General features: G+C 44.7%; 4 protein-coding genes and 1 pseudogene. 3 read left to right on the top strand and 2 right to left on the bottom strand.

The annotated features are described in order from the left end of the window. Positions 1-36: 36 nt before the first annotated feature. Both B3Z75_RS06510 and B3Z75_RS06505 read right to left on the bottom strand, forming a co-directional pair. A pseudogene (locus B3Z75_RS06510) lies at positions 37-141 on the bottom strand (HU family DNA-binding protein); the annotation flags it as partial. Between the two features lie 197 nt (positions 142-338). Continuing rightward, a complete protein-coding gene (locus B3Z75_RS06505) occupies positions 339-605 on the bottom strand; it encodes an HU family DNA-binding protein (RefSeq protein ID WP_294068820.1) in 267 nt (88 codons plus the stop codon). A 206-nt stretch (positions 606-811) separates the two neighbouring features. On the opposite strand from B3Z75_RS06505, the gene B3Z75_RS06500 reads away from it, so the two are divergent. The 3 genes from B3Z75_RS06500 to B3Z75_RS06490 form a co-directional block, all read left to right on the top strand. Further along, complete coding sequence (locus tag B3Z75_RS06500) at positions 812-1489, top strand: rhomboid family intramembrane serine protease (protein ID WP_294068818.1); 678 nt, start codon at positions 812-814, stop codon at positions 1487-1489. Then, complete coding sequence (locus B3Z75_RS06495) at positions 1473-2360, top strand: rhomboid family intramembrane serine protease (RefSeq protein ID WP_294068816.1); 888 nt, start codon at positions 1473-1475, stop codon at positions 2358-2360. Before B3Z75_RS06500 ends, B3Z75_RS06495 begins: the two co-directional genes overlap by 17 nt. Beyond that, positions 2344-3219 (top strand): endonuclease/exonuclease/phosphatase family protein (locus tag B3Z75_RS06490; RefSeq protein ID WP_294068814.1); only part of this gene is annotated, 876 nt, incomplete at its 3' end. The genes B3Z75_RS06495 and B3Z75_RS06490, both read left to right, overlap by 17 nt.

The following is a 3219-nucleotide window of genomic DNA, read 5'->3' as shown; positions in this document are numbered from 1 at the left end:
GAAAATTTGTTCCTCTTTTATTCCACGACTACGTCCTTAAAGATTTGAAAGTTCTGAACCAGCTTTAAACTTGGCCGTTTTCTTTGCAGGAATGTTGATGGGCTTCTTTGTACGCGGGTTGATACCTTTTCTTGCACTTCTNNTCTACCAGCTGAGCTACGGAGTCATTTTTTAGAGGCACAAAGGTACGGATATTTTTCTTTTTCGAAAACAATCTTCCCCGATAATTTTTATAGTAATCGATGTTTTCTGTTTTTGAAGCAGAAAAACAGATAGTTGAAAAAATAAAAAGGAACAAACCTGAAAATTTGTTCCTCTTTTATTCTACGATTACGTTCTTAGAGATTTGACAGTTCGGATCCAGCTTTAAATTTGGCTGTTTTCTTTGCTGGAATGTCAATTGGTTTCTTTGTACGGGGATTGATCCCTTTTCTTGCACTTCTTTCAGACACAGAGAATGTGCCAAATCCAACCAACACCACTTTACCTCCGGCTTTCACTTCTGCAGAAATTGTGTCCAGTGTAGCGTCCAATGCTTTCTTGGCATCTACTTTGCTAAGGCCTGATTGTTCAGCGATAGCACTAATTAGTTCTGATTTATTCATAAGAAAACGTAAATAATAAAATTAAACATACATTAAGTCAAGGCTGAGCCTTATTTTGGCGTCAAATATAAGTGATAAATCGAAAACAATCAAGAAAAAAGATAAAAAGTATTTGATTTTCTAAAAAAAAACCTATTTATGGGGCAAAAAACCTCACTAGCTGCGAAATAATACGTATTTTTGCGCCTCAACAGTAGATTACCACAATGAACAGATATAGAAATAGCTTTGCTGGCATTTTGCCCACGGTCACCAAGAATATTATCATCATCAACGGGATCATCTGGCTAGCCCAGTTTGTGCTGCTAAGCAGGGCAGGCATTGACTTATCCCGGCAATTCGGGCTTCACTTCCCGGCGTCCAGCGACTTTCGCTTTTATCAGCTGGTTACCTACATGTTCCTGCACGACCCATACTCCTTCTCGCATGTTTTCTTCAACATGTTTGCTGTCTTCATGTTTGGACGTACACTGGAACAGGTATGGGGTCAAAAGCGCTTTCTCACATATTACCTGGTCACCGGCATAGGTGCCGGTCTCATTCAGATTCTGGTTCTATACTTACGTGTACAAACCCAGTTGCCGCAAGAGATGTTTTCAATGGTCGACAGTGTCACGGTCGGAGCTTCAGGAGCCGTTTTTGGCATACTCCTGGCGTTCGGCATGTTGTTCCCCAACGCGGAACTCTTTATCATTCCGTTTCCTTTCCCCATCAAGGCCAAATGGTTTGTGATAGGATATGGCCTGTTGGAATTGCTGTTTGGGGTAGCCAACAGATCCGGTGATAATGTAGCCCATTTTGCCCATCTCGGAGGAATGCTATTCGGAATATTCATGATTTTGTATTGGAAAAACAAAGACAGGAGAGATGGCAGATTTTATTGACACGCTAAAATACAAATATAAGACCGGCGATGTATTGACAAAGCTTATCTTTATCAATACATCTGTTTTTATCATTTTGAAAATTATCGGGGTCTTTTTCACGTTGTTCAACATCAACAGCCTCGACCTCATCGTCTTCCTGGGCGTACCCTCCCATATTCCATTGCTTTTAAACCGGTTGTGGACACCCGTATCCTACATGTTTGTGCATGAAGGGTTCCTGCATCTCCTCTTTAACATGCTCTGGCTCTACTGGTTCGGACAGATCTTCTTACAGTATTTTACCGGCCGCTCTCTGGGCAGTCTTTACCTGTTGGGCGGCCTGGCAGGGGCACTGCTCTATGTAGTTGCCTTCAACACGATCCCTTATTATATGGATATGGGGCGCGGCTGGCTCATTGGCGCATCGGCAGCTGTCATGGCCATCGTGATGGGCGCTGCCTTTTATCGTCCCGACGTACAGTTGCATCTTTTTCTTCTAGGTCCCGTAAAAATTGTCTACATTGCCCTGTTTGCATTTGTTCTCGACTTCCTGTCCCTGGGCAACCCTACCAATCCGGGGGGACACGTGGCACACATCGGGGGGGCACTTTTGGGATATTTGTTTGCCGTACAATACAAAAAGGGAAAAGACATTACCCGCTGGATGAGCCAGTGGATTGATTGGTTCGTGGGGTTGTTCAAACCCCGTCAAAAGAAATCGAAGCTGAAGGTGGAATACACCCGCAACGAGACAGATTGGGAGTATAACAAGCGTAGACATAGCGAACAGGAGGAGATCGACGCGATCCTTGACAAATTGAAACAATCGGGGTACAGCAGCCTCTCCGCAGACGAAAAAAAGAAGCTTTTTGATGCGAGCAAGAAATAAAAAAATAAGATTCCGGGACTTCGTCGTATGGATTATTTTTGCCACCAACGTGGCAGCCATCATCCTGCTTTTCTGCTCTTTCCTTTCCTGGAATGTCTCTCCCCTGAGAACCAACCTCTTCTCCTACATAGGACTGGGTTTCGGCTTTATTTTTCTACTCAATGTGTGCTACCTGGTTTTCTGGATCATTTTTTCGAAATGGAAGCTGGCACTTATATCACTGGCGGCCATGCTCCTGTGTTATAAGCCCGTCACCACATTCTTCCCGATGCATCTCTTTCCGGATAAAGCACCGGCTGAAACTTTGCAAGTGCTCACCTACAATGTGCAGGGATTTCCCGGGGAAAGAGATAAAACCTCCCGGGAGCATCCCATCCTGGACTATATTGCCCGTACAGATGCCGATATTGTCTGTTTGCAGGAATACCTGGTGAGCAAAACAGGCCAATCTATCTTTTCACAGCGCGATGTAAACCGCCTCCTGAATAAATACCCGTACCGTTCCGTTACCGGTTTGGAATCTTCGGGAAAATATCATATCTTCGGATTGGCATGCTTCTCAAAATATCCGATTGAGAAGACACACGAGGTGGTATTTGAGTCGTCCTACAACGGCGCTGCAGTGTATACCATCAACATAAACGGGAAAAGATATACCGTAGCCAACGTACATCTGGAGTCGAACAGCATCAAGGCCGAGGATAGAAAGCTGTACAGCGATTTTATTCAGAACTCCGACTCGGTGAGGCTGGAAGCAGTGACGACCAACATCCGCACCCGTCTGGGAGGAGCTTACCGGATGCGAGCACGGCAGGCGGAGAAAGTGAGGCAGTATATCGATGCACAAGAGACGAAAGGG

Source organism: Proteiniphilum sp. UBA1028, assembly GCF_002316955.1.
In the GTDB taxonomy this organism is placed as follows: Bacteria; Bacteroidota; Bacteroidia; order Bacteroidales; family Dysgonomonadaceae; genus Proteiniphilum.
Note: the sequence above shows the minus strand (reverse complement) of the source record. Positions and strands in the feature narration are given on the sequence as shown.

What these genes read in the sequence shown, in the direction of transcription:
- B3Z75_RS06505 (WP_294068820.1), bottom strand. Translation starts at nt 605, where the DNA reads ATGAATAAATCAGAACTAATTAGTGCTATCGCTGAACAATCAGGCCTT.
- B3Z75_RS06500 (WP_294068818.1), top strand. Translation starts at nt 812, where the DNA reads ATGAACAGATATAGAAATAGCTTTGCTGGCATTTTGCCCACGGTCACC.
- B3Z75_RS06495 (WP_294068816.1), top strand. Translation starts at nt 1,473, where the DNA reads ATGGCAGATTTTATTGACACGCTAAAATACAAATATAAGACCGGCGAT.